We start from the raw sequence: 20,825 nt of genomic DNA, 5'->3' as shown, positions 1-20,825 counted from the left end.
GGTGGGTTACGCGGCGCGGCAGGTGATGTGTTGGCCTATAGCGCGGTTGCCAGCGCCGTTAACCCACCCTACGGTTGCGATGCACCGATTGTGGGAGGCGCTTTAGCGGCGACAGGCTCGCGGCTCAAGCCCTTCCGACAAAAGCCAGGTGCGACCCTTCACCACCACGGATCACTGTCATGACCGAACATCACTTCCCCCTTGCCGCTGTGGTCGGCGCCGATTCGTTGAAGCTGGCGCTGTGCCTGGCAGCCATCGATCCGGCCATCGGCGGGGTGCTGATCGAAGGCCCGCGCGGCATGGCCAAGTCCACCCTGGCCCGTGGCCTGGCCGACCTGCTCGATGGTGGGCGCTTCGTCACCCTGCCGCTGGGTGCGAGCGAGGAGCGCATCGTCGGCACTCTGGATCTGGACGCTGCACTGGGCGAAGGCCGGGCGCAGTTTTCCCCTGGCCTGCTGGCCCGTGCCGATGGCGGTGTGCTGTATGTCGATGAGGTCAACCTGCTGCCGGATCATCTGGTCGACCTGCTGCTCGATGCCGCTGCCAGTGGCGTCAACCATGTCGAGCGTGACGGCATCTCCCATCGGCATACCGCGCGCTTCGTGCTGATCGGCACCATGAACGCCGAGGAAGGCGAGCTGCGCCCGCAACTGCTCGACCGCTTTGGCCTCAATCTGGCGCTGGATGGTCAACCGCAGCCAGCCGAGCGTGCCGAGATCGTGCGTCGTCGCCTGGCCTTCGATGCAGGCCCCGCCGCCTTCCTGCAACGCTGGCAGGGTGAGCAGGCCGCTCTTGCCGAACGCTGCCGCAACGCCCGTCAGCGCCTGGCTGATATCCCGCTGGATGATGCCGCTCTGGGCGAGATCAGCCAACGCTGCTTCGCCGCTGGCGTCGATGGCCTGCGTGCCGATCTGGTCTGGCTGCGTGCTGCCCGCGCCCATACCGCTTGGCGTGGCGCGGCGGGTATCGAGCCTGTGGATATCGAGGCTGTGGAGGACTTCGTCCTGCGTCACCGCCGTCGCCAGCAGCAACCGCCGGCTGCCACACCGCCCGAACAGGGCCAGGCGCCGCAACAGGCGCAGGAACAGAGCCAGGGCGAAGGGCAGTGGGGCGAGCTGCCCGCGCAACCACAGGTTATGGGCGAGCGACGCGTGCCGCCGCGCTGGCCAAAAAAGCCCTGAGCATCCGCCCGCGCACAGCCACTGGCGCGGATGCCCGCAACCGGCCCGGACGACTCGGCGGCGGCCTGCATGGCGCCGCACGTAAGGGCGCGCGCGGGCGTATCGACTGGTCGGCGACCCTGCGCCAGGGGCGCCCGCAACGGCGTGAACAGCTCATATTGCGCCCGCGCAGTCAGCAGGCTGAGGAGCTGTGGCTGGTGCTGGTCGATGCCTCCGCCTCTACTCGCCGCCATGGTGCGTTGAGCCTGGCCAAAGGCGTGCTCGCCGAAGTCTTCGACAGCGCCTACCGCCAGCGCGCGCGCCTGGCCGTGCTACAAGCCGGTGGTCGCGAAGCGCAATGGCTGTGGCAGGGGCGCAAGGCCAGCGCGGAGTTGCATCAATGGCTTCAAGAATTAGGCGCCGGAGGCGGCACGCCGCTGCTCGACGCGCTGAGTCAGGCGGGTGACTGGCTGTCGCGTCGGCAACGGGCGAAACCGAGCGAACACCAGCGCCTGCTGATCCTGACCGATGGCCGTCTGCGTGATCTGCCAAATCTGGCGCCGCTGCCGTGCCCAACCCTGCTGCTCGACACCGAACGCGCGCCCATCCGCCTGGGCCGCGCCCGCCAGTTGGCGCAGGTGCTGCAGGCCGACTACCACCATATCGACGACCTGGCGCCCGGCGTGCCAGGGCGCACCTGGAGAACCCCATGAAAACCCTGCTGCTGGTCGGCATCGGCGCCGGCGACCCGGACTACATCACCTACCAGGCGATCAAGGCGCTGCGCTGTAGCGACGTGATCTTTCTGATGGACAAGGGCGCGGCCAAGCACAAGCTCAACGCCCTGCGCCGCGAGATCTGCGCGCGCTTTCTCGACGGCCACACGCCGCGCTTCGCCGAAGGCCTGCAACCGGAACGCGAACGCGAGGCAACGGACTACCGCGCCAGCGTCGACGAACTCAACCGCGATAAACAGGCGGTGTTCGAGCAACTGATCGACGAGCAGATGGCCGATGGCGAGACGGCGGCCTTTATGGTCTGGGGCGACCCGTCGCTGTACGACAGCAGCATCCGCATCATCGAGGCCATCGCCGCGCGGCGTAGCGATTTCGTCTACGACGTCATCCCCGGCATCACCAGCTTGCAGGCGCTGACCGCACGCCACCGCATCCCGCTCAACAGCATCGGCCGCGCCGTGGAAATCACCACCGGCCGCCTGCTCGCCGAAGGCTGGCCACAGGGCGTGGACAGCGTGGCGGTGATGCTCGACGCCAAGGACACCTACCGCCGCTTTGTCGGCCAGGGCCTGCATATCTACTGGGGCGCCTATGTCGGTACTGCCGATGAAATCCTCATTGCCGGGCCGCTGGATGAGGTGGCAGAACGCATCGTCACCACCCGCGCCGAGGCACGCGAGTGTAATGGCTGGATCATGGATAGTTATTTGCTTAGAAAGGAAGGCGTGGCAGGGGAGTGAGTGGCGCGTGCTTGCGCCCTTGTAGCCATAGAACCTACGATTTCACCCAAGTGGATTGGGGGTTCCCGGTCGGCGCTATGGCCTCGGTGCGATCACCGGGGCCTTTCGCTTTCTAGGGGCGGATAAATTTTCAGGCCCCATCCCTCGAAGCCAACACCCAGCTACATACGACCGCCGCTGCAGAAGAACTTTTCGAGTCAGCAGGAGCAGGGCGGACATCGCTTTTTATGTCCGCCAATATGCAGGCTGCGAACCTCGATTGGTGGATGAGAAGAGCGTCATCCACCCTACGTGCTGCGCAAGGAAGGTACGGTGCAGGACTGAGATCAGAAACGGTGGACAAGAAGAATGAGTCAGGATGGTGGCGAAGTGCCTTCGTTATGCGGCATGATAAATCGCTTTGACTAAGAAAATTGTCCCCCAGGGTCTGCAACGCTAAATTTTCGTAGGAGAGAACATGGACGTAGGTGTTTACAAAATAACTGAAGTAACCAATGAGCAGATACTTTCAAAGATACGAAAGCATGAAAGCTTTACGCTTGAGTGTGAGGAGTTTGACCGTTACAAGAACACTCTTGCATGGCTTGAGAAGGCCATTGAAGCGGAGGGTATGAAGGTACGGATTTACATGAAAGCTCGGGTCGCTACTATGGGTACTGCTGTTTTGTCAGGCTGGGGCTCGGTAGCTGCTGCTGCGGCTGGTATTGCAATGGCAGCACACAATATTGCTACATGGTCGCCAGACTATGAGATCGCCAAACATCCAATAGGAAATACTCTTTACGTTAATTATAAAAAATATAGTTGATTAGAAAAAGTAGGGTGGAAACTGCAAAGCGTTTCCACCATTTCCCAGTCAGTCATAATGTCTTGGCTTAAAAGAAAACCAAAGTAGTAGTTAGGATTTATTTATTTACAGCCCAAAATAGACCTGCTCGCTTTTCTAGGCTATTTCCTTTTCATGGGGCAATTTCTAGCATCGTGATTCCTGCCATTGCATACACTGCATCGCCGTGCATCAGGGCAAGTTTGGGCGTTATGCCCAGGCCTGTTACATACCGAGCAGCGATTTACGTTAGGACAGTTTCTGATAGTGTGGTTACCTGCGCCACAATGACTGCAAGACATATATAAACTCCTTGTAAATTTGATGAAAAAGTAAATTACAGTCTGGTGGCTTTACAAAGCTTTGTGCTGAATGTTGCTGCCAGCAGCATAAAATACCGAAATTTATATTTTTAGGGATGGTCTGAAATAGCCCGACATTTCCGGCCGACTTCGACCTCTGCCGATTTTGAACGCACCGACCAGTCAAAACCGGTCAGGTTGTCCGCTCAGCGCTTCGTTTTTGGCCGTCACGAGCACNAGGGTGGTGCAGGGATACTTCAATTACCACGCCGTGCCAGGAAACCTGCGGAGACTGAATGGCTTCCGTCTGGAACTGACACGTGCTTGGCGGCAGTCGTTGCTACGCCGCAGCCAGAAGCACCGCTTACCGTGGCGTCGCTTCAAGCGACTGGTGAACGCATTCATACCTTATGTCAGGTTGGCACACCCCTACCCGGCAGAACGTTTTCGCGTCAAAACCTGAGGTAGGAGCCGTATGCGGTAATGCTGCACGTACGGATCTGTGCGGGGGGCGGTGGGTAACCACCGTCTCTACCGCGACCCCCATTCTCTCCCACATTCTCATGGTCTAGGCTGTCTTAGAAATCAAGGGTGTTTCAAAATCTATTACGTTTACAAGAAGCCCCTCAATCATTCTTGTTAAGTCGGCGTGCTTTTCGCTAGTTGCAATTATAACTTGTCGTTTCATATTGCGAGTTTCAGATGCTCTTTCGATGAATGTCTTGAAGTTGACTTCCTTGGTTTCCTGTTGACGTGGTTCATCTAATATAAGCAGTCCGAGGTGATTGGTGCTGAGTCCTTCCAAATGATTGTCTAAAGTTAGAAGAGAGTATAGGTAGGCCCATATAACTCGGATATTGTCACTGGCAGAAGCCTCGGAGCCTAAGTCAACATCGTCAATTGAGGGTTTGTATGTGCGCTTTGAGATTTCAAAATCTTCAATGGGGGTGCTTTTGTATTCAAAGTCACTCAAATTCTTCTTAAATTGCTCGCTCAACTCTCCGAGCTTAATGTAGTCGTTGCGGCTAAAACCATCCCATGGCAGCTTTGAAATTGATCCTACTACTCTAGACCACTCTAGTTTTGTTGCAGATAATTTCTCTTTTATTTCGAGCTCAAGTGTAAGGGTTCTTTCGATTGCTTCTATTTTTTCTTCAATCAGAATTTCTTTTCTCAACTGAGCTCTAGATGGGGTCCCTTTAACATCAATAAGGCTTTCTTTTAGTGAACGAATTTCAGCTCTTGTTGAATTTACCTTGTCCTGGGCCTGAAGGATCAGTGTTCTTTTGCTTAGTGCCTTGCTTTCTTCTCCCGCTCTTAGGGATTCAAAAACTGAAAGTTGTTTCTCTAGATACTTTATGTTGTCGTCAATTCCTAGTGCGGACTGATTGTGCATGTGGGGGAGCAACGAATCCTCTATTGGCTGATTGCAGGTTGGGCAGCGGCCATTTAGGAATTTGAATTCTTCAGTGGAGCCGTAGTCATGAATTTTTTTTATGTCTCGGTATTTGCGGAGTCCTTCCTTGACCGCTTGAATTCGTTTGTCAATAGATCTGACGTAGTCTTCACTAACGTCTATATCCGAAAAAATAATTGAAATGGCCGAATCTTCTTCTGAAAGTTTTTTCATTAAGAGGTTGAGCTCTAGCTCTTGGGTGAGCGTTTTTGACTCAGATTCAGAAGTGGAGGTGAAGGCTGACTTTAGTGTTTTTAATTCGATCTTGAGTGTCGCTAATTGATCGGATAGATTCGTTTTGCGGGACTCGCTGTCTAAGATGTAAAGATCAGTTGAACTGTTTATGGTTTCTTGCTTGCTGATGTCATCACTGACAGCCGGGTCAACAAATGCGTAAATCTGTCGTGCGATGGAAATAAGTTTTTCAATTGTTACAGTCCAGATCGACTCAAGATTGTTTCTTTTGACAAGCAACTGTTGTCTCTTTTTGTTGTTCTCTTGGATGTCTAGATCTAGGTTGTATTCAAGAACTCTGCTGGCGAGATCTTTGATGCCGAGGTAAGTAGGAAGAATGTTAAGGATTCCGCCCCAGCCCCTGGTTTGCTCAACATAGTTTACTGAAAAAATTGACTCCAAATAGAGGGGGCAGGTATTTCCGTCATACTTGATGACTTGTGGATTTTCTATTCCAAGAAAATTCTCTAGGAAATTATGGAAGCCTCGTTCTCTAACCGCTGCGCCAGGATCTCGAACAAAGTAGTCTGTGAAGGAGGTGTCGGAGAAAAAATCGATGCTGTCAATTTTTTTGCAATAAACTGATATGACTCGGCTTTTATCTTCGATGCCGCTTCTTGATATTGTGATTGTCTCGCCTGTACTGTTGGATATCTCTAGGAAGACTCTGGATTCTGTGACAAGCGCATACCCGCCATCGGCCTTTTTAAGTTTGCTGGTTAGCGCAGACTTTAATGGGTTTTTCCTGCTGGGGCCTAAGGTTCCTTCTAGGCCTAATGCGTATACAATGCTTTGCACACAGGTTGATTTACCTAGTGTGTTGTCAGCCCGGATAATATTTAGTCCATAAGTAAAGGCTATGTCTACTCCAAAGTTACCCTCGTTTGTCTTGGATATAATTTTAAGCCTGTTTATCCTAAGCCTGCTCACGGAGATCACCGGAAATTAGTTTGTCAATAATGGTGTCGGTGAAGAAAGGTTTGCTAAAGTTCTGCATGAATTCTTTTTCTTCTGCAAATACTTCTTCGTCGGAGTCAATTGATTTGGCGAATGCTAGGCCTCTAATTGACAGCTTAATGCTTTTTGAAGGTTCTAGTTCGAAAACTCCCTCGCCTAGCCCTATGTTGATGGCTCTATCCACTAGAGGATCAAATCTGATATTTACAGCGGAGAAGAGATCTTGGAACTCAGAAAAATAATTCTTTCTCTTTTCGTGGGATGAAATCAAAGAGCTAAGTACTTGTATTTTTTTTACTCCTGCTTTATTTCCAGGGCTAAGTTTGAGCAGGATAAGAGCAATTAGAGATATTCTCCAGAGCGGTCTGAGTTCGGGCTCTACTGGGGTGCCGGTTTGTCGAAAGACTACTCTGTTCGGGATAGTGTCTAAGATATTCATTTATTCAAAATCCAAATTGCAGCGCATAAGCCAATCGGCCACGGTCCCGGTTGCAATGCAGTCCAAATTGTCCTCGTGGAGCTTGCTTCTCTTGGCAAGGGCTTCTTTAAGAGCTGTTGCATGTTGAGTTGGACTTTTCTGCTGTGCTTCGAAGTACTCCACGTGTAGCTTTTCCTCCCTTTCCATCACTCCAGAAGTGATTTGAGAGTGGTATTCAGGGTATTCCTGTTTTAGATCCTCAAGCATGTTCTGAGCGTAGATTGCTTGCTTAAACATTGCATCCCTAGCTTTCTCGATTTGATGTTGGGATGCTGGTTTAAGCTTTGATAGCTTCGTCTCTATGTTGCTTGCGAACTCTGACTTGTCGGCTTGGTAAGCACTTATGTCAATATCTGATATTGTTTTCCTTTCCAGTCGGAGCACTCTGATGCCTTGCTCTAATAGCTCCGACTCTTCTGTCTTGAATGTGCTTCTGTCCCATACAAGAACATGGAAGTCTTTATTGTCAACATAGGGTAGCTGGGCGGCAATTACTTCTGCTGTTTTTGTCGAGGCGTGAGCGTTCAGATGTCTTGAAAGGTGGTTTGGTACGACAAGTATCCATCGTCTGATCTTGGTCGAGCCGAAAATTGATGACAGAGCGTTGTTTTTGTTTTCTATGAATTTGTTGATGTCAGTTGTCATTTTGTCACGCTGCTTTTCATAGAGCTGCGCCATAGTGCAAAGCTCTTCAGGGCAGAAGGCTTGATAGGCATTGCCGCAGAAAGAAAATCCTTCAATTCCGGCATCTCCATTATGCCTATCGGGTATGGGGACATAGTTTTCTTGTCCATGTTTTATTCTGAGGAGATCATTTACATGCTCTTCCCATTCTTTTCTTTCCCATGCTTTATTTGGACTGATTTCCATAAATTTCCCGTACGAGGCTAATGCGCGTCATGCCAATGTACAAAGCGTGATAATTCTATTTCCTTAAATATTTGGGGTGGGTCACGATGTTTACCTCCCTTGTATCTATAAATTCTGCATCGTTCGGCACTTCGGAAACCCCGAACATCCCCAAAACTGCTGCCCCGCCTTCGGCCCTGACTTCACCGTGCGAATCAGTAACGCACTGCCACATTTCGGACACTGCCGCTCTGCCGTCGGATCACTTCGGCGCTTGAGGTTTTGCACATGCTCGCGGTGGGTGGCAAGCGTCGGCGCGCGGCGGCCGCTTTTCAGGGCGTGCAGCATGGCGTCGACTTCAGCCTCACTGAATACCGGCTGCTGGAATGACTGGATGTAGCGGATAAAGCCGATGCCCTGGGTCACGTTGGCCGGCACTTCAGTCTTGAAGGTGCTGCCGCCGACGAAGGTGATGACCGAATGCAGGTGTTCTGGGCTGACGCCAAGGGTGGCTTCCAGGGCTTTGAGGTGTTTGTAGTTCTGCCGCAACGGGTTCTGGAATTTGAAGCTGCGTTTGTAGAGCTTCTGCGTCCACTGCGTCTGTTTCTCGCTGCCGAAGATCCAGCCGCTCATGTTCTTCGTTTCCAGCACGAAGATGCCGTAAGGCGAGAGGAATACGTGGTCGATCTGCGTGGTGCCGTCCGGCGTGTTCAGGGTGACGTTGTGCAGACGGCGGTAGGTCTGCTTGTCCAACTGCCAGTGGGCGAACAGGCGCACCAGCAGTTCACCGATCTGCCCCTTGGCCCAGGGCGATTTGAGCAGGCCAATCAGCAGAGCTGCCGGGATAAACCAGGTCAGCATGCCCCAGACCTGGGCGACTATCGGGCTGTAATCCATTTTCTTCCTTGAGCCGAGCTGCTTGATGGAGAGGCGAGCAGGTGTGCCGAAATCCAGATGCCTGGCACTGAGCCGGATGATGGCTTATTGCTCACAATGGCTCAAGGGAGCCTCTAAAAACTACCGGCGTTCTCATCACTGGGTTAAAAGCAGGCTCGGAATGCTCATGTACAAAAGTACACTCCGCTTTCTCGCCTGCTTTTGCCTTGTGCTGACTGCCCCGCCTACGTTTTTAGGGGCACCCTTCTCGGGGGGCGCGACCATTGTTCTATGGCGAGATGACCCACAAGGGAGTTACTTGGTCGGCTCAGGTGCTCAGCGCGCTATCTGGTAACGGGTGCTGCGCCCGCCACCAGGCAGTCGCTCGATGCAGCCCTTTTCCAGCAGGTCGCTCAGGTGGCGGGTCGCGGTGGCTTTGGATACCTTGGCTACAGCTTGGTATTGCGCCGCGCTGATACCGTTTTCGAAACCCTGTTCGCCGCCATCGAGCAGGCGGTTAAGCACTTTGACTTGTTCCGCAGATAGCGTTTGGCTGCGGTGTGCCTGCCAGAAGCGCGCCTTGACCAGCACTCGGTCGATACGAGCGAGGGCCTGCTCCAGGCTATTGTGCAAGGTCGCGAGAAACCACTGCAGCCAGGCGGTGATATCCAGGGTGCCTTTCTGGCTAGCTTCGAGGATGCGGTAGTAACCGGTGCGGTCGTCGAGGATGCTCGCAGACATGGCATGGAAGCGAATGGTCTGCTGTTCGCCCTGGGCCAGTGCTAGGTCGGTAATGGCGCGCGTGAGGCGACCGTTGCCGTCATCGAATGGGTGCAGAGTGACAAACCAGAAATGGGCAATGCCGGCGCGCAGAAAAGGATCGAGGCTGGGATCGCTGCGGCTGCTCTCAAACCAGGCGAGAAAAACGGCCAATTGCGCTTCCAGCCCTGCGCGCGGAGGTGCTTCGAAATGGACGGTCGGTTGATCGATGCGACCGGAAACCACCTGCATGGGCTCTTCGCCGCGCAGTGCGCCGATGTGCAGGGGGCGAGCCCGCAGTTGCTCATCGGTGGGGAATAGCCAGCGCTGCCAGGTGAACAGCCGTGGTTCGTCCAGCGGTTGTTGGTGCGCGCGGGTGGCATCGAGCAACAGTTCCGCCAGGCCTTCGGAGAGGGGCGTGGTGCGACCTTCTTCATTCAGCCCCAGGCGCCGCGCCAATGATGAACGAACAGAACCGACATTCAACTGCTCATCCTCGATGGCTGAAGAGGTGACGATGTTCTGCAGCATGGCATCCAGGCTGCTCTGCACTTCGGTGTCACTGCCCACCGCACCGAGCATTCCTAACAAACGCCCCTGAGCCTGGCTGCAAGCGCGCAGCAGCGAGGCGAGCGCTTCGGCTTGCCAACTGAAGTGCGGCCAGTCGGGCTGCTGCCAGATCCAGAGCGGGTCATTCATGAGAGTTGTACATCCATGAGCCGATTAATGAGTCTATTCGGCTCATTTGGTGAGCCGATAATGCCGCCGATTCGGCTCGCTGTCTAATTCTCAAGTCGGGCTTACTGGTCGATGGGCGCGGAATCATCGGGGGGGCAAACCACTATTTGGAGCTTCCACCTGCATTTCAAAGGCTCTGCATTGTTTGGCATGTTGGACGCGTCGAGCATCCGCAAAACTGCTGCCCGCCTTCGGGCCCTGTATTCACCGTGCGAATTCGTAGTGCGCTAGTGCATTTCGGGCACAGCCGCGCGGCTGTCGGATCGCTGCGACGTTTTAGGTTCTGCACGTGCCAGCGGTAAGTGGCCAGGGCCGACACACGGCGGTCGGTTTGCTTGCCCAGTCGCCAATGGGCGAATAGGCGCACCAGCAATGGCCTGATCTGCCCCTTGGCCCAGGGGCAATTTGAGTCGGTTAATCAGCAGGGCTGCCGGGATAAACCAGGCCAGAAAGACAAAAGCCGCGCAGTGCGCGGCTTTGAAGATGGTGGGCCCAGCAGGACTTGAACCTGCGACCAATCGATTATGAGTCGACTGCTCTAACCAACTGAGCTATAGGCCCGAAACGAGCGCGGATTATAGCGGCGGCTGGTGCTCAGCGCCAAGCGCTTGAGTTGTCTGGAAAAATCACTAGGTGGAAATAACAACCCCGGCCTGGGCCGGGGTTGTAGGGGTCACTCGTCGAGGAAGGAGCGTAGGTGCTCGCTTCGTGTCGGGTGACGCAGTTTGCGCAGGGCTTTGGCTTCGATCTGGCGGATACGCTCACGGGTAACGTCGAACTGTTTGCCCACTTCCTCAAGGGTGTGGTCAGTGTTCATGTCGATACCGAAGCGCATGCGCAGAACCTTGGCCTCGCGGGCGGTAAGGCCGCCGAGCACTTCGCGAGTGGCTTCCTTGAGGCTTTCGACCGTAGCAACGTCGATCGGGGACTGCATGGTGCTGTCCTCGATGAAGTCGCCCAGGTGCGAATCTTCGTCGTCACCAATCGGGGTTTCCATGGAGATCGGCTCTTTGGCGATCTTCAGTACCTTGCGGATCTTGTCCTCGGGCATTTCCATGCGTTCACCCAGCTCTTCCGGCGTGGGTTCGCGACCCATTTCCTGCAGCATCTGGCGGGAGATGCGGTTGAGCTTGTTGATGGTCTCGATCATGTGCACCGGGATACGGATGGTGCGCGCCTGGTCGGCGATCGAGCGGGTGATCGCCTGGCGAATCCACCAGGTGGCGTAGGTCGAGAACTTGTAGCCGCGGCGGTATTCGAACTTGTCCACCGCCTTCATCAGGCCGATGTTGCCTTCCTGAATCAGGTCGAGGAACTGCAAGCCACGGTTGGTGTACTTCTTGGCGATGGAGATAACCAGGCGCAGGTTGGCCTCGACCATTTCCTTCTTGGCGCGGCGAGCTTTCGCTTCACCGATGGACATGCGGCGGTTGATGTCCTTGATCTCGGCCAGGCTCAGGCTGCATTCGGCTTCCAGGTCGACCAGTTTTTGCTGGCAGCGCTGGATGTCGGCTTGCAGATTGCCCAGGGCTTCGGCGTACTTGGCCTTGCCTTTGGACAGGTCGGCGGCCCAGTCCATGTCGATTTCGTTGCCGGGGAACATGCGCAGGAAGTCAGCACGCGGCATGCGCGCATCACGTACGCACAGTTGCATGATGGCGCGCTCTTGCGCACGCAGGCGCTCAAGCGCGCTGCGCACCTGAATGACCAGGGCGTCGTATTGCTTGGGCACCAGCTTGATCGGCATGAACAGCTCGGCCAGTGCGGCCAGCTCTTCAGTGACCTGCTTGCTGCCGCGGCCATGTTTCTTCAGGGCTTTCTGGACGTTTTCGTGTTGCTCGGCCACGGCGTTGAAGCGGCGTGCGGCTTCTTCCGGGTCCGGGCCGCCGTCGCCATCGGCTTCGTCGTCGTCGCCTTCGCTCTCTTCGTCCTCGTCTTCGTCGTCATCCTTGGCGTTAGCGCCGTCCTGTACGGGGACTGGGGCGGCTGCTTCGTCCGGGACACTGCCGTCATCCGGGTCGATGTAGCCGCTCAGTACCTCGGCCAGGCGACCGCCTTCGGTGGTGACGCGGTTGTATTCGGAGAGGATATTGTCGACGGTGCCGGGGAAGTGAGCGATGGCGCTCATCACCTCGCGGATGCCTTCCTCGATGCGTTTGGCGATTTCGATTTCGCCTTCGCGGGTCAGCAGTTCCACGGTGCCCATTTCGCGCATGTACATACGCACTGGGTCGGTGGTGCGCCCAATATCGGTCTCAACGGCTGCGAGTGCGGCGGCTGCTTCTTCTGCGGCTGCTTCGTCGGTGTCGGCCTCGGCCAACAACAGGGCGTCCGCATCCGGGGCGCTCTCGAATACGTTGATCCCCATGTCGTTGATCATGCGGATGATGTCTTCCACCTGTTCCGGATCGGAAATATCTTCCGGCAGGTGGTCATTGACCTCCGCATACGTCAGGTAACCCTGCTCGCGACCGCGGCTGATCAATTCTTTCAAACGAGATTGCTGTTGCGCTTTTACGGACATAACACCCTATCCACTGAAGGTCTTGGCGGGCTGAAAACAAGCCGAGGATTATACCAGAGAAAGAGCCCTAAATGCCAGTTGAAGAGGGGGCTACTGGAGGTGTCTCACGGCTCAATAAGGCGCGGAGCTGGTCTTTCTCCTCTGCGCTCAGTTCACTTAGACGGGCTTTGCGCAGTAATTGTTCAAGGCTGCGTTCCCGTTGTCGGGCTGCAAGGGTAGTTATAGTGTCGAAAAACTGCTGTTCAAGGTTGTCGGCGGTAATTAGCCATTCCTTTTCTGCCAGGGCGCGCAGCAGGCGGCCTTGTTCGGTGCCGTGCCAGCGGGCGATCAGTTGCAGTGAGCGCAGCTTGGGGCTTTTCTGCAGGGTGCCGATCAGGGCGACGAGCAGTTGTGCGTAGGTGTCTTCTTCGTCGGCGAAGTGGCTGACGTCCTCGACTTTCTGCGCCAGGTGCGGGTGGTGCAGAAGCGTGCGCAGGGCGATCAGGTGTGGGGATTCGACGCTCACCGCCGTGCGCGGCGGGTAATCCCGGCCCTGGCCCTTGCGATTCCACTTGCCGCCGCCTTTCTTCCAGTCCCCTCCGTCCTTCTTCCAGTTGCCTTTGTTTGGCTGGCTTTCGTAGCTCTGGTAGCTGGGGGCTGGCTGCTCGTAGCCGCCCAGGTCATGGGGGGCGTCGTAATAGTCGCCGCTGGGGATGTCGGCATAGTCCGGGTAGGCGTTGCCGCTGGGCTGTGTCTGCGATTGGCTGGGCGCTTGGCTGCGCGGTGCGTTGCTGATTTGGCTCAGGGCTTCGCCGGACAGGCCGGTGAGCTCGCTCAGGCGCTGGCGCATGAGTGCACGCAGGTTGTTGCCGGGGATCTTGTCGATCAGCGGCGCGGCAAGGGTCACCAGGTGTGCCTTGCCTTCCAGTGAGCGCGGGTCGGCCTCTTCGCATAATTGCTGGAAGAAGTAGTCGGCCAGCGGTTGTGCGTGCTGGTTGATGCGGGCGCGGAAGGCGTCGGTGCCTTCGGCGCGAACCAGGGTGTCCGGGTCTTCGCCGTCGGGCAGGAACAGAAAGCGCGCGCGGCGACCGTCCTGCAAGCTCGGTAGGGTGGACTCCAGGGCGCGCCAGGCAGCGTTGCGCCCGGCGGCGTCGCCGTCGAAGCAGAACAGTACGCTGGGCACGATGCGGAACAGGCGTTTGAGGTGTTCTTCGCTGGTGGCGGTGCCGAGGGTGGCGACGGCGTTGCGCAGACCCTGCTGGGCCAGGGCGATGACGTCCATGTAGCCTTCGACCACCATGATCTCGTCGAGATCACGATTGTGCTTGCGTGCCTCGTACAGGCCGTAGAGCTCCTGGCCTTTGTGGAATACCGGGGTTTCCGGCGAGTTGAGGTACTTGGGCTTGTCGTCGCCCAGTACGCGACCACCGAAGGCGATTACCCGCCCGCGACTGTCGCGAATGGGGAACATGATGCGGTCGCGGAAGCGGTCGTAGCGCTTGCCGGTATCGGCATTCTCGATCAGCAGGCCGGCGTCGATCATCGCTTTCTGCTGCAGGGTGTCGCCGCCCATTTGCTTGAGCAGGTTGTCCCAGCCCGGCGGGGCGAAACCGAGGCCGAAGTCGCGGGCTATCTCGCCGGTCAGGCCGCGCCCTTTGAGGTAGTCGACGGCATATTTGCGCTGCGGGTGGCTTTTCAGTGCTTGGCGATACTGTTCGGCGGCTGCTTCCAGCAGCGGGTAGAGCGGTGAGTCGACCGGTTGTCTGGGTTTGTGCCCGCGCCCGCTTTCTTCGCGCGGTACGTCCATGCCGGCGCGCTTGGCCAGTTCCTCGATTGCCTGGGGAAATTCCAGTTGGTCGTGGTCCATGACGAAGCCGAGGGCGTTGCCGCCGGCGCCGCAGCCGAAACAGTAGTAGAACTGCTTGTCCGGGCTGACGGTAAAGGAGGGGGTCTTTTCCTTGTGGAAGGGGCAGCAGGCGCTGTAATTCTTGCCGGTCTTTTTCAGTTGGATGCGCGAACTCACCACATCGACGATGTCGGTGCGGTTGAGCAAGTCATCGATGAAGGATTGCGGAATCAGACCGGCCATAGGTGCTCAGCATAGCCGCCCGTGCGGGGAGGCAGAAAGCAGAAAACTCCGCTGTTCACCCGAGGTGAGGCGGAGTTCCTAAAAAGCAATGCCCGGCAAGGGCCGGGCATTCGGGCGTCGCGTGTACTGTATTAGTACAGGCGGACGCTGCGACGCTGCTCGCGCTGCACTTTCTTGGCGTGACGCTTAACAGCGGCAGCGGCCTTGCGCTTACGCTCGGCAGTCGGCTTTTCGTAAAATTCGCGGCTGCGGACTTCAGCCAGTACACCGGCTTTTTCGCAGGAGCGCTTGAAACGACGCAGGGCTACGTCGAAGGGTTCGTTCTCTTTAACTTTGACGGCTGGCATCCAGGTCGTACCTATCTTTGATTACCGGTTTCAACGCTTTCCCGGCAGGTGGCTCGGGTGCGTCGGATTTCAAGGGTTGCGGATGTTACCGCCTCATCGCGCGGAATGCAAAGCCCTTAGGTCGAAAAGCGCTGGCCGCTCCGCCGAGCGGCGCTTATCATGCGCGCCTTCGTTCCACGCTGCAAACCAAGGCCTCGCTCCATGCTCGTACTGGGATTGGAAACCTCCTGCGATGAAACCGGCGTCGCGCTCTTCGATTCGGAGCGTGGTCTGCTGGCCGATGCGCTGTTTAGCCAGATCGACCTGCACCGCGTCTACGGCGGCGTGGTGCCGGAGCTGGCCTCGCGCGATCACGTCAAGCGCATGTTGCCGCTGATCCGTCAGGTGCTCGACGAGGCGCAGTGCCAGGCGAGCAATATCGATGCGTTGGCCTACACGGCTGGCCCTGGCTTGGTCGGTGCGCTGCTGGTCGGCGCGTCCTGCGCACAGGCGCTGGCCTTCGCTTGGGGCGTGCCTGCCGTGGGCGTACATCATATGGAAGGCCATCTGTTGGCGCCGATGCTGGAAGAGCAGCCGCCGCAGTTCCCGTTCGTCGCTTTGCTGGTCTCCGGTGGGCATACCCAGTTGGTGCGGGTCGATGGTATCGGGCAGTACCAGTTGCTCGGTGAGTCGCTGGACGATGCTGCCGGCGAAGCCTTCGACAAGACCGCCAAGCTGATGGGCCTCAATTATCCCGGTGGGCCGGAGATCGCCAAACTGGCCGAGCAGGGCGCGCCGGGGCGTTTTGTCTTCCCCCGGCCAATGACCGACCGGCCCGGCCTGGATTTCAGCTTCAGCGGGTTGAAGACCTTTGCGCTCAATACCTGGCAGCAGTGCCGGGACAGTGATGGCGACCTCGACCAAGCCCGTCGCGACATCGCGCTGGCCTTCCAGCAAGCGGTCGTCGAGACTCTGACCATCAAGTGCAAGCGCGCTCTCAAGCAAACAGGTTTGAACAATCTGGTGATCGCCGGCGGCGTCAGTGCCAATAAAGCGTTGCGTGAGTCGCTGGAGCGTATGTTGGCTGAGATGCGCGGCCAGGTGTTCTACGCACGGCCCCAGTTCTGTACCGATAACGGCGCGATGATCGCTTATGCAGGCTGTCAGCGTTTACTGGCTGGGCAGCACGAGGATCTGGCGATCAAGGTGCAGGCGCGCTGGCCGATGGAAAGTCTACCGGCGATCTGACGGGATGTTTGCCTCGTAGGAGCGGCTTGAGCCGCGATTCCCGTGAGGCAGGTTGCTTAAAAGCGCCGCTCGCGCCCGGCGAACAGATCGCGCAGGTTGTTGCGGTGACGCCAGACGATCAGTGCGGTCAGTACGCACGCGGGCAAGAGCGCCGCAGGTTGTTGCCAGGCCAGCAGTGGCAGGGTCAGCGGTGTGGCGATCAGCGAGGCTAGCGAACTGGTGCGGGTTAGCAGGAATACCAGCGCCCAGGCTCCTAGAGCGAGCAAGGCGGCTGGCGGGTAAAGCCCTAACAGCATACCGGCGGCGGTGGCGACGCCCTTGCCGCCACGGAAGCGGAAGTACAACGGGTAGAGGTGGCCGGTGATGGCTGCTAGCCCGATCCAGGCTTGTTGTTGCAGGTCAAGCCCGAACAGCTTGGCTATGAGGATGGGTAGCAGGCCCTTGAGCAGGTCGCCGAGCAGCGTCAGTATGGCGAGCTTGCGGCCTGCCACGCGCAACATATTGGTGGCGCCGGGATTGCCCGAACCGTTGGCGCGAGGGTCGGGTATGCCGCTCAGGCGGCTGAGCAGGATAGCGAAGGAGAGCGAACCGAGCAGATAGGCAAGGACTGCCAGAAGCCAGAACATGGTGGCCATTCCAGAGCTTGGGGTGGCCCGATTCTAACGAGGTGCGGCGCCCTTGTCGTGGCGCGGAGAGGCAGGTGGACAGAGTATTTATCGAGGGGCTTGAGGTCGAAACGGTGATCGGCGCCTACGACTGGGAGCGCGACATCCATCAGTGTCTGCGTCTGGATCTGCAGATGGGCTGGGATAACCGCCCGGCTGCCGCCGATGACGACCTCGATAAAGCACTCGACTACGCCAGTGTTTGCGCGCGTATCCAGGCATTCGCCACTGAGTCGCAGTTCATCCTGGTGGAAACCTTCGCCGAGCGCCTGGTGCAGACGCTGATGGCTGAATTCGATATTCCCTGGATGCGCCTGAAATTGACCAAGCCCGGTGCGGTGCCGGCGGCTCGTGGTGGTGTTGGTGTGGAGATCGAACGCGGATGTCTCTGACGCGGATCTACCTCGGCCTTGGCAGCAATATCGAGCGTGAGGCTCATTTGTGCGCCGGCCTCGACGCGCTGGCCGGTTTTCTCCATGACCTGCAGTGCTCGCCAGTGTTCGAGAGCCACGCGGTGGGCATCAAGAGTGGCAATTTCTTCAATCTGGTGGTGACCGCCACGACGGATCTGCCTTTGGCTGAGCTGGATCGTCGGTTGAAGTGCATTGAGGCCGACAATGGTCGCTATGCCCCGGAGCGTAAAGGCCTGCCGCTGGATATCGACGTACTGCTGTACGGCGATCAGGTCGGCAACTTCGATGGCTTGGTGTTGCCGCGCGCGGAAATCCTCAAGAACGCCTTCGTGCTCTGGCCGCTGTCGCTGCTGGCGCCGCAGTTACCGCACCCGCTCGATGGACGTCCGTTCGCCGAGTTGTGGGCCGTCGCTCAGATCGAACAGCAGCTATGGCCGGCGGCCTTTCAGTGGCGCGAGGCCGAGCTGACGCCGGCTGAGCTGTTGCAGGCGCTCGATCGGTAGGAGCGGATTCATCCGCGACAAGGCGTGCAGCGGGGCTTTGATGATCGCGGCTGAAACGGAATGCCGCCCAGCCGCTCCTAGGCATATTGCTCTTTGTAGGCTTTGAGTGCCTGCAGGCGCTCGCGGTTGAGCGCTTCACCCAGTTCAGCACCTTTGAATCCCTTCTCCAGCAGCGGTTTGACTGGCACCTGGCGTGTGGCTTCGCCAGCGCCTAGCAGGTAGGCGGCTTGTGGGTATTCGCGTTGTTCCAGGCCGTGACGACCGCGTGCATCCATCTCGCAGGCCGCGACGAATTCGGCAAAGCGCTGCGGGCGGCGGAACACATCGAAGCGCTGTAGCAGTTCCAGCAATGTCGAGGGGCGCAACTCCAGCGCGCGGTGGCCATGGGTGTGAAACTCGCCAACCAGTAACGCCAGCTCGGCGCAGTCGCGCGGTACCTTGCAGCGCTCGTTGATTGGCTGGATCAGGCGCAGCCCTTTGTGTTCATGGGCGATATGCCGTGGCCACTCATCCGTTGGCGTCAGGCCCTTGCCCACGTCATGCAGCAGGCAGGCCCAGCGCACGGTCAGCGGTTGCTCATGCTCGGCGCACTGGCGCAACACGGCGAGCACATGCACGCCGGTATCGATCTCGGGGTGATGCGCCTCGGGCTGTGGCACGCCGAACAGGGCGTCCACTTCTGGCAGCAGGACGGCCAGGGCGCCGCAGTCGCGCAGTACCTGCACGAATACGTCCGGGCGTGGTTCCATCAGGGCGCGGGAGATTTCCTTCCAACTGCGCTCCGGGGTGAGATCGCTCAGTTCACCGGATTCGGCCAGTTGGCGCATCAGTGCCAGGGTTTCGGGCGCGACGCTGAAGCCGAGTGGCGCATAGCGTGCGGCGAAGCGTGCGACGCGCAGCACGCGCAATGGATCCTCGGCGAAGGCGGGGGACACATGGCGCAGCAGGCGCGCGGCGAGATCCTGTTGGCCGCCGTAGGGGTCGTACAGTGTGCCGTGGTCGTCCTCGGCTATGGCATTGATGGTCAGGTCACGACGGATCAGGTCGTCTTCTAGGCTGACATCGGGGCTGGCATGGAAGGTGAAGCCGCCATAGCCACGCCCGCTTTTGCGTTCGGTACGGGCCAGGGCGTATTCCTCACCTGTTTGCGGGTGCAGGAATACGGGAAAGTCGGCGCCCACCGGGCGGTAGCCGAGTTCGAGCATTTGCTCGGCGCAGGCGCCGACCACGACCCAATCCACTTCGCTGACTGTGCGGCCCAGTAGGCGGTCGCGTACGGCACCGCCAACCTTGTATATCTGCATCACTGTTCCTCCGTTGAGTGCGGAGGATAGCGGTTGTGCGGTGCGGCGGGGTAGTTTCAGGCAATCATGGCCGTTTACCGCTTGCTTTCGATCAGATGGGCGAAATTGCCAGATCCAGGCGCGGGTAATCCCCTTCGCCTTCATGGCTACCGCGAGGTGGTACGTGTTGGGCGGTAATCAGTTGCTCGCCTTGCAGGGTTTCCAGATGGATGTCGAAGCCCCAAAGGCGATGCAGGTGCTTGAGCACTTCACCTGTTGAGTCGCCTAGAGGTTTGCGGTCGTGCTGCTGGTGGCGCAGGGTCAGCGAGCGGTCGCCACGGCGGTCGACGTTCCAGATTTGGATGTTGGGCTCGCGGTTGCCGAGGTTGTATTGGGCGGCGAGCAGTTCGCGAATGGTGCGGTAGCCCGATTCATCGTGGATAGCTGGCACGAGCAGTTCATCCTTTTGGTCGTCGTCGAGAATGCCGAACAGCTTGAAGTCGCGGATGACCTTGGGTGAGAGGAATTGCAGGATGAAGCTCTCGTCCTTGAAGCTGCTCATGGCGAATTTCAGGGTGGTCAGCCAGTCGCTGCCGGCGATGTCAGGGAACCAGCGCTTGTCTTCTTCGGTGGGCTCCTCGCAGATACGGCGGATATCACGGTACATGGCAAAACCCAGGGCATAGGGGTTGATGCCGCTGTAGTAGGGGCTGTCGAACGACGGTTGGTAGACCACGCTGGTGTGCGACTGCAGGAACTCCATCATGAAGCCGTCGGTGACCAGGCCCTCGTCGTACAGGTCGTTCATCAGGGTGTAATGCCAGAAGGTGGCCCAGCCTTCGTTCATTACTTGGGTCTGGCGCTGCGGGTAGAAGTATTGGGCGATCTTGCGCACGATACGAATGACTTCGCGCTGCCAGGGCTCCAGCAGGGGGGCGTGTTTTTCCAGGAAGTAGAGGATGTTTTCCTGGGGTTCAGCGGGGAAGCGTTTGTTGTCCTTCTCGCCGCTCTTGTCCGCACTTTTGGGAATGGTGCGCCAGAGGTCGTTGATCTGCTTCTGCAGGTGCTCTTCGCGATCCTTCTGACGGCGCCGTTCTTCCTCGGCGGAGATGGGGTAGGGCCGCTTGTAGCGATCTACGCCGTAGTTCATCAGGGCGTGGCAGGAGTCGAGCAACTCCTCGACTGCGTCGATACCGTAACGCTCTTCGCACTGCATGATGTACTGCTTGGCGAACACCAGGTAGTCGATGATCGAGCTGGCATCGGTCCAGGTGCGGAACAGGTAGTTACCCTTGAAAAAGCTGTTGTGCCCATAGCAGGCGTGGGCGATCACCAGCGCCTGCATGCAGATGGTGTTTTCCTCCATCAGATAAGCGATGCAGGGATCGGAGTTGATCACGATTTCGTAGGCTAGGCCCATCTGCCCACGCTTGTAGCCTTTTTCGGTGGCCAGGAAGTGCTTGCCGTACGACCAGTGGTGGTAGCCAAGCGGCATGCCGACCGAGGCGTAGGCGTCCATCATCTGCTCGGCGGTAATCACTTCGATCTGGTTGGGGTAAGTATCCAATGCGTAGCGCTCGGCAATGCGCGCGATTTCTCGGTCGTAGGTGCGGATCAGTTCGAAGGTCCATTCCGAACCGGTGGAAATCGGCTGACGCTTCTTCTCAGCAGTGCTCATGGCCA

Annotated in this window: 18 protein-coding genes, 1 tRNA gene and 2 pseudogenes; 8 read left to right on the top strand and 13 right to left on the bottom strand. The window is 57.8% G+C overall.

The window, feature by feature from the left end:
* Positions 1 to 179: 179 nt before the first annotated feature.
* From AERO9A_RS04185 to AERO9A_RS04165, 5 genes and pseudogenes are all read left to right on the top strand, one after another.
* On the top strand, positions 180 to 1,181 hold the full coding sequence (locus AERO9A_RS04185; RefSeq protein WP_159970642.1) for an ATP-binding protein: 1,002 nt from the start codon (positions 180 to 182) through the stop codon (positions 1,179 to 1,181).
* Positions 1,106 to 1,873: a VWA domain-containing protein gene (locus tag AERO9A_RS04180; protein ID WP_159970641.1), complete on the top strand. Its 768-nt coding sequence runs from the start codon at positions 1,106 to 1,108 to the stop codon at positions 1,871 to 1,873. The genes AERO9A_RS04185 and AERO9A_RS04180 overlap by 76 nt, the downstream gene beginning before the upstream one ends.
* Positions 1,870 to 2,637, top strand: coding sequence for a precorrin-6A synthase (deacetylating) (gene cobF / locus AERO9A_RS04175; RefSeq protein WP_159970640.1), 768 nt, complete (start codon positions 1,870 to 1,872; stop codon positions 2,635 to 2,637). The genes AERO9A_RS04180 and cobF overlap by 4 nt, the downstream gene beginning before the upstream one ends.
* A 457-nt stretch (positions 2,638 to 3,094) precedes the next feature.
* Entirely contained in the window at positions 3,095 to 3,445 is a 351-nt protein-coding gene (locus AERO9A_RS04170; protein WP_159970639.1) for a hypothetical protein, read from the top strand.
* 558 nt (positions 3,446 to 4,003) lie between these two features.
* A pseudogene (locus AERO9A_RS04165) lies at positions 4,004 to 4,228 on the top strand (hypothetical protein); the annotation flags it as partial.
* 105 nt (positions 4,229 to 4,333) lie between these two features.
* Here AERO9A_RS04165 and AERO9A_RS04160 read toward each other — a convergent pair.
* From AERO9A_RS04160 to rpsU, 10 genes and pseudogenes are all read right to left on the bottom strand, one after another.
* Entirely contained in the window at positions 4,334 to 6,385 is a 2,052-nt protein-coding gene (locus AERO9A_RS04160) for a hypothetical protein (protein WP_159970638.1), read from the bottom strand.
* The gene (locus AERO9A_RS04155; RefSeq protein WP_159970637.1) at positions 6,372 to 6,851 is read right to left on the bottom strand and encodes a hypothetical protein; all 480 of its coding nucleotides are present in this window, start codon (positions 6,849 to 6,851) and stop codon (positions 6,372 to 6,374) included. Before AERO9A_RS04155 ends, AERO9A_RS04160 begins: the two co-directional genes overlap by 14 nt.
* The gene (locus AERO9A_RS04150; RefSeq protein WP_159970636.1) at positions 6,852 to 7,760 is read right to left on the bottom strand and encodes a hypothetical protein; all 909 of its coding nucleotides are present in this window, start codon (positions 7,758 to 7,760) and stop codon (positions 6,852 to 6,854) included. It abuts the gene before it with no gap.
* 105 nt (positions 7,761 to 7,865) lie between these two features.
* On the bottom strand, positions 7,866 to 8,636 hold the full coding sequence (locus AERO9A_RS04145) for a nuclease-related domain-containing protein (protein ID WP_159970635.1): 771 nt from the start codon (positions 8,634 to 8,636) through the stop codon (positions 7,866 to 7,868).
* Between the two features lie 315 nt (positions 8,637 to 8,951).
* On the bottom strand, positions 8,952 to 10,073 hold the full coding sequence (locus AERO9A_RS04140; protein ID WP_159970634.1) for a Fic family protein: 1,122 nt from the start codon (positions 10,071 to 10,073) through the stop codon (positions 8,952 to 8,954).
* Between the two features lie 166 nt (positions 10,074 to 10,239).
* A pseudogene (locus AERO9A_RS22400) lies at positions 10,240 to 10,446 on the bottom strand (nuclease); the annotation flags it as partial.
* Between the two features lie 150 nt (positions 10,447 to 10,596).
* Positions 10,597 to 10,673: transfer RNA gene (locus AERO9A_RS04135), tRNA-Ile, on the bottom strand.
* Positions 10,674 to 10,785: 112 nt separating this feature from the next.
* Positions 10,786 to 12,636 carry an RNA polymerase sigma factor RpoD gene (rpoD, locus tag AERO9A_RS04130; RefSeq protein WP_159970633.1) on the bottom strand — a complete coding sequence of 617 codons (1,851 nt, stop codon included), beginning with the start codon at positions 12,634 to 12,636 and terminating at the stop codon, positions 10,786 to 10,788.
* A gap of 67 nt (positions 12,637 to 12,703) precedes the next feature.
* A complete protein-coding gene (gene dnaG, locus AERO9A_RS04125) occupies positions 12,704 to 14,704 on the bottom strand; it encodes a DNA primase (protein WP_159970632.1) in 2,001 nt (666 codons plus the stop codon).
* Between the two features lie 131 nt (positions 14,705 to 14,835).
* Positions 14,836 to 15,051 carry a 30S ribosomal protein S21 gene (gene rpsU, locus AERO9A_RS04120; protein ID WP_003290642.1) on the bottom strand — a complete coding sequence of 72 codons (216 nt, stop codon included), beginning with the start codon at positions 15,049 to 15,051 and terminating at the stop codon, positions 14,836 to 14,838.
* 201 nt (positions 15,052 to 15,252) lie between these two features.
* Here rpsU and tsaD point away from each other — a divergent pair, with 201 nt between their 5' ends.
* Positions 15,253 to 16,278, top strand: coding sequence for a tRNA (adenosine(37)-N6)-threonylcarbamoyltransferase complex transferase subunit TsaD (tsaD, locus tag AERO9A_RS04115; RefSeq protein ID WP_159970631.1), 1,026 nt, complete (start codon positions 15,253 to 15,255; stop codon positions 16,276 to 16,278).
* A 56-nt stretch (positions 16,279 to 16,334) separates the two neighbouring features.
* Here the strand turns inward: tsaD and plsY are convergent, their stop codons facing one another.
* Positions 16,335 to 16,904 carry a glycerol-3-phosphate 1-O-acyltransferase PlsY gene (plsY, locus tag AERO9A_RS04110; RefSeq protein WP_159970630.1) on the bottom strand — a complete coding sequence of 190 codons (570 nt, stop codon included), beginning with the start codon at positions 16,902 to 16,904 and terminating at the stop codon, positions 16,335 to 16,337.
* Between the two features lie 74 nt (positions 16,905 to 16,978).
* On the opposite strand from plsY, the gene folB reads away from it, so the two are divergent.
* On the top strand, positions 16,979 to 17,335 hold the full coding sequence (folB, locus tag AERO9A_RS04105) for a dihydroneopterin aldolase (RefSeq protein WP_159970629.1): 357 nt from the start codon (positions 16,979 to 16,981) through the stop codon (positions 17,333 to 17,335).
* A complete protein-coding gene (gene folK, locus AERO9A_RS04100) occupies positions 17,326 to 17,859 on the top strand; it encodes a 2-amino-4-hydroxy-6-hydroxymethyldihydropteridine diphosphokinase (protein ID WP_159970628.1) in 534 nt (177 codons plus the stop codon). Before folB ends, folK begins: the two co-directional genes overlap by 10 nt.
* Positions 17,860 to 17,936: 77 nt before the next feature.
* On the opposite strand, the gene AERO9A_RS04095 is transcribed toward folK, so the two are convergent.
* Together AERO9A_RS04095 and AERO9A_RS04090 are read right to left on the bottom strand one after the other, a co-directional pair.
* Positions 17,937 to 19,163 (bottom strand): multifunctional CCA addition/repair protein, encoded by a 1,227-nt coding sequence (locus AERO9A_RS04095; RefSeq protein WP_159970627.1) that lies wholly within the window; start codon positions 19,161 to 19,163, stop codon positions 17,937 to 17,939.
* 91 nt (positions 19,164 to 19,254) lie between these two features.
* A complete protein-coding gene (locus tag AERO9A_RS04090) occupies positions 19,255 to 20,820 on the bottom strand; it encodes a SpoVR family protein (RefSeq protein WP_159970626.1) in 1,566 nt (521 codons plus the stop codon).
* Positions 20,821 to 20,825 lie beyond the last annotated feature (5 nt).

The sequence above is a fragment of the Pseudomonas sp. 8Z genome (genome assembly GCF_902506535.1).
Lineage (GTDB): Bacteria > Pseudomonadota > Gammaproteobacteria > Pseudomonadales > Pseudomonadaceae > Aquipseudomonas.
The sequence above is the reverse complement of the archived record's forward strand: the minus strand, read 5'-3'. Positions and strand labels throughout refer to the sequence as shown.